Source organism: bacterium (assembly GCA_021372775.1).
Lineage (GTDB): Bacteria > Acidobacteriota > Polarisedimenticolia > J045 > J045 > JAJFTU01.
In genome coordinates this window covers 1-4,773 of record JAJFTU010000330.1, presented here as the reverse complement: position 1 = coordinate 4,773, position 4,773 = coordinate 1, and the positions used below count along the sequence as shown (strand labels likewise).

Sequence of the window (4,773 nt, the reverse complement as noted above, 5' to 3'; positions counted from 1 at the left end):
CTTTTTAGTCGACGGCGTTCGCCTCGCTTCGCGCTAGGTCATTCCTGCGGCGAAACGCCGACGAACGCACTCGCCGCTCGTTGACTTCACGAGTGCGGGACGTTACGCTCCACTTGCATCTGATCGTCCGCATATGGGGCTTGGGGGGGTGTCGTCATGCGTCGATTCCGCTTTGCAGCGGTCGTTCTGTCCGTCGTCTTCGCGCCCGCGTTCATCGTTCCGGTTCTGGCCGGAGACGTTCTTCGCGTCGCCGGCCACGGCGAGGCGCAAGTCGCGGTCGTCAAGGAGAAGCAGCGCCCCGCGGCGAATCAGGCGGCGCTCGCGGAGGCGGAGCGGCGCGCGCGCGAGGACGCGGTCCGCCAGGCCGTCGGGCGAGTGTTCGGCGACCGCAAGAAGCTCGGGCCGAGCGCCGACGAGGTCTACCGCGAGAGCGCGGCCCATTCGGCGGCGTTCGTTGTCGATTCGGAAGTCGTCGGCGCCGACGTGCGCGAAGGGGCGGCCGTGAGCGACGTCGTCCTGCGGATCGACGCCGCGCGTCTGCGGGAGTACCTCGAGGGATCGCTCCAGCTCTCCTTGACGCAGGAAGCGGAGGGGCGCTTCGCGGTTCACGTGCTCTCCTACACCGTGGAGGGCGCCGATCCGAACCGCTCCGAGCCGCAGGTCCTCCACGAGGAGGTGACGGAGGACGTGAAGGACGTTCATTCGTCGGCCTCGGCCAGCCGCTCGACGAGCGGCTCGGCCCAGGCGCGGCGCTCGATCGCCGTAGGACAGGCGGCGAGCGCGACCGACGTCGCCGTGCGCACCGGCAGGGGCGTCGGAGTCGGAAGCGCGCGTTCGGTCGTCTCCGCGGCGTCGGCTTCCGAAAGCGCCGCCGTCTCGTACAACAACGAAGCGAGTTCGGAGAACCGCTCGGACGACAACAGCCGCTACTACCATCGCTTGACGGTCTACGCCGACGCCTCGAAGAAGGGCGCGGGGCGGACGAACGAGGTCCGCGCCAAGCTGGAGGAGCTGCTTCAAACGGCGGGCTTTACGACCGCGTTCGTGGACGTCGATCTGATGGGGCGGGATTTCGCGAACGAGGACGAGCTGTGTCACGCGGCGTGGACCGAACTCCGCAAGAGGCCGGAGCTGTCGCCGGATGACTTCGCGGCGATCGCGCTCAACCGGTTCACTCCGGTGGACGGCGGGGCGCACCGGTGGACGTCGCAGGTCACCTACCGCGTCGTCCGGCTCTCGGACGGGCGCAGCCTCCTGCCGCCGAAGAACGTCGTCGGCGACTCCGGCGACCAAGCGAGCGACGACGTCGCGCGGACCGTCGCCGTGGAACTGGCGATGAGAAAGGCCGACGAGGTCCTCGTCACGGAGGTCTCGAAGGCGCTGCAGCAGGCGGAACGGGCCGAGAGACGGCAGGCGGACGCCGCGGCGACGAACTACGTCGTGCGCATCGACAACCTCGCGAACCCCGCGATTTCCGCGCCGCTCAAGAAGGCGCTTCGCGCCCAAGGGTTCGCCCTTTCGGCGCAGTTCCGCGGCGAGGCGCGCAGCGAGACGATCAGCGTGACGCTCGCCGGGCGGTCGGGGGCCGATGTCGTCGGCGTCCTGGAGGGTTTGGTCGGCGACTTCGACGTCAAGACCATGGACGAGCGGACGACCGTCCTCGCCGCCCACTGAGATGACCTCGTTCGGACGTTCGGCGGCCTTTGCGGCCGCAACGCTATTCGTGTTCGCTTGCGGAAGCGCCTTCGCCGCCGACGACGCCGGGGCGGTGCGTCTCTTGGTGTCGCCCGTCGTCGTGGCCGCGCCGCATCTCGATCCCCGGGCCGGCGCGCCGCAGGCGCTGGCCGACGAGTTGGAGACGGCGGTTCGCGCCGCGTATCCGGGGCGCGCGGAACGGCTCGACCGCGCCGGGGCGCTGGCGCCGAGCGAACGCGCGGTGGTTCTCGTCCCGCGTCTCGGAGCGGAGCGCGTATCGCACGACGTCGTGGCGGGCTCGATCCACGTTTTCGATGCGACCGTCGTCGGCGACGTCTCGGCCTTCGACCCGTGGACGGACACGCTCTTGTACGCGGCGACGCGCTGCGTGTCGGCGCGGGTCGAAGTCGGGGCGAGCCGCCTCGCGGAGGCGGACGAGGCGATCCGACGCGCGTTCAAGGAGGCGCAAGCCGCGTGGGTCAAGAGCGTCGTCGCGCAGTTGGCGAAGGACCTTCAGCCGTACGTGCTGGTCGCGGAGACCGTCGCGCCGCCGGACGGCGAGGCCTTGGCGGGCGGCGTCTGGCCCCTCGGCGCGCTCCGGGGCGTGGCGAGCGGCGCGGTGGCGGTCTCCGAGGGCGGGGGACGGGCGCGCGTCGAGATGACCGCGCCGAGGTTCGCGCTGCTGCGCGATGTCGGGGACGAAGACCGCGCAATTCCCGCGGGGGAGCGGTGGCGGTTGGTCGTCGTGTCGCAGCCGACCGAGCGGAGGGAACCGCTGGTCGATGTCCGGTGGATGCCCGGCGCGCCGCGGCGGCCCGCGGACGAGGCGATCGACCCCGACGGGGCCCTCGATATCTTCGAGGACTACCTCTCCAAGGACGGCAACCTGCGCCTTCTGCCGCAGGCGCCGCACGACGAGGAGGCGGCGAGACAGTGGCGCAGCGTCGTGGACGCCGTGGCCCGCAACGCCACGCTCGTGCGCTCGGGGCGGCTCACGGTGCATCAGCAGACTCTGGTCCGGGCGGCGCAGGACAACCCGGATCTGACGGTCGAGCTCGCCGAGCTCGAGCGCTGGACCGGACGTCGCGCCGGGAAGGACAACGAGAGCGAACGATGGTTCCGCCTGCGGCTCGGGGCGACGGTCTTCTTGACCGCCGGCGAGGGGGCTTCGGGCTGCGGCGAAGTGGCGAAGACGGTCGCCGTCGTCGAGGAGCGGGCGGTGGTCGAGCAGCGGGGCGTGCGCGAAGTCGATGTCGCCGCGCTCTGGTTTTCGCTCGAACGAAACGCCCTGATCAAGCTGGCCGAGCGCGTGCGCGAAGCGCTGGGGCCGCTGATCGGTCCGCTGGGCGACGTCGCGACGGGACGGGTCGAGCTTGCGGGACGCGTCGAGTGGGAACGTGGACGCCCGCCCGGCCGCGCGACGCCTCTCGCGTGGTATCGGCCGCGCGGAGCGGTGCGCGGCAAGGACGGCGTCGAGCTGGGTCGGCTCCTGCAGCCGATGAAGCCCAAGCTCGGCTTCCTCAATCTCTCCGTTCTGTCCGCGGAACGCGTCGCGGCGGGCGACGAGCTGCGATACCGAGCGGCCGGCGCGGAGAAGCCGCGCCGCCTCTTCCGCGCCGACCCGTCGTTCGAGGGCGCGCCGTGGCTCTTCTCCGGGGAGTGGTTGGTTCGATGCGCCGCGGCCCGCTTCGGCGAGGCCTTCGGCGTCGCGGCCGTCGTCTGCGGGCCGCGATCCGCGGCGTTGGGGCTGCCGACTCTGGCGCTCGAGGTCTCGGGCGTCTCGCGCGAGAAGGACGGCCGCCGGGCCGCGATGCGGGGAACGTGGCGGATCAGGGCGTACCCCCTCGGCGCGGGTGCGGGCGCGGAGCCCGACTTCCGCTTCGGGGTTCAGTTCGATCAGTCCTCCGATGAAGGCGAGGGCGCGCCGTTCGACGTCGCGGACGACGGCCGAGCGGTCGCCGCGTTCGTCGAAGGCGCCTTCGATCGACTACAAGAGAGGGCGGTCGAGCGTCAATTCGGCAGTTACTTGGGGGGAACCCCCGGGAAGGAGCGGTGATGAGACACTGGTTCAAGTTCTTGGTCGCGGCGTTTCTCGTGACCACCGTCGGCATCGGGGCGAGCAACGCGCAGTTCGGGAAGCTCGCGGGCAAGAAGGACACGCAGCAGGCGGGCAGCGAGGACGGCGCGAAGAACGCGCTCGAGGTTCTGGCCTACGTCACGCTGGCGACCGACACGGGAATGCGGGCCGCGGAGAATATCGCGAACGCGTTCCCGCCGGAGAAGGTCGCCGCGTTCCGCGAGATCTCCAAGAAGTACGCCGAGGCGACCAAGAACCGCAAGGACGGCAACCTCGACGCCGACCAGGTGAAGCTCGCCTCGCAAGCGGCCGACGAGTTGGCCAAGCTCGCCGCGGACTGGAAGAGCTACCGCAAGGACGGCGTCGCCGAGGCCCGCAAGGCGAACCTGCGGCTCGGCGTGATGCTCGTGGCGGACGGCGTTGCGGCGACGAAGATTCCCGGCGCCGTCGAGGCGCTGAAGTCCCAAGCCGGCGCGCTGTCGTCGAATCCGCTCAAGGCCGGCGAAGTGAAGCGTCTCACCGTCTCCGCCGCCGCGTTGGCCGAGGCGGGGAAGCAGATTCCCGACCAACTCCAGAAGTTCCAGACCGTGCGCACGATCGCCAAGCAGATCTGCGAGGCCGAGAAGGCCGAACTGTCCGCCGATCCGGCGCCGGACGCGCTGAAGGATCTCAAGAGCCTCCAGAAGGCCGTTCCGGCCGACTGACGATCAACGCCGTCGGGGCGCGCCGCTAAACGGCGCGTCCCGACGGAAACGTCGAATTCGGTCCGCAGGTCCGCGGGCCGCCGTCTTCCGGAGCCTTGTTCGCGGCGCGGGACCGCGCGGAGACGCGCCGATCCGGCGCCGCTCAGCCGTCGCGGGCGTTCCTCCGTACATATGTCGTCCGCCCCGGACGGGGCGAGGAGGAACAGATGGGCCGCTCCGTTCGCGTCAGCCGCAGCCGCGCCGAGTGGGAGACCACGACGCTCGCCGAGTCGCTCGCCCGCGCGCCCGAACGCGCCG

3 protein-coding genes are annotated in these 4,773 nt (G+C 71.0%); all 3 read left to right on the top strand.

What is annotated here, in order from left to right:
* Positions 1-156 precede the first annotated feature (156 nt).
* From LLG88_11160 to LLG88_11150, 3 genes are read left to right on the top strand one after another with little or no spacing between them, the layout of a single operon-like run.
* Complete coding sequence (locus LLG88_11160; protein ID MCE5247461.1) at positions 157-1,674, top strand: hypothetical protein; 1,518 nt, start codon at positions 157-159, stop codon at positions 1,672-1,674.
* 49 nt (positions 1,675-1,723) lie between these two features.
* Positions 1,724-3,751: a hypothetical protein gene (locus LLG88_11155; protein ID MCE5247460.1), complete on the top strand. Its 2,028-nt coding sequence runs from the start codon at positions 1,724-1,726 to the stop codon at positions 3,749-3,751.
* On the top strand, positions 3,751-4,476 hold the full coding sequence (locus tag LLG88_11150; protein MCE5247459.1) for a hypothetical protein: 726 nt from the start codon (positions 3,751-3,753) through the stop codon (positions 4,474-4,476). Before LLG88_11155 ends, LLG88_11150 begins: the two co-directional genes overlap by 1 nt.
* The last annotated feature ends 297 nt before the right edge of the window (positions 4,477-4,773 follow it).

What these genes read in the sequence shown, in the direction of transcription:
- LLG88_11160 (MCE5247461.1), top strand. Translation starts at nt 157, where the DNA reads ATGCGTCGATTCCGCTTTGCAGCGGTCGTTCTGTCCGTCGTCTTCGCG.
- LLG88_11150 (MCE5247459.1), top strand. Translation starts at nt 3,751, where the DNA reads ATGAGACACTGGTTCAAGTTCTTGGTCGCGGCGTTTCTCGTGACCACC.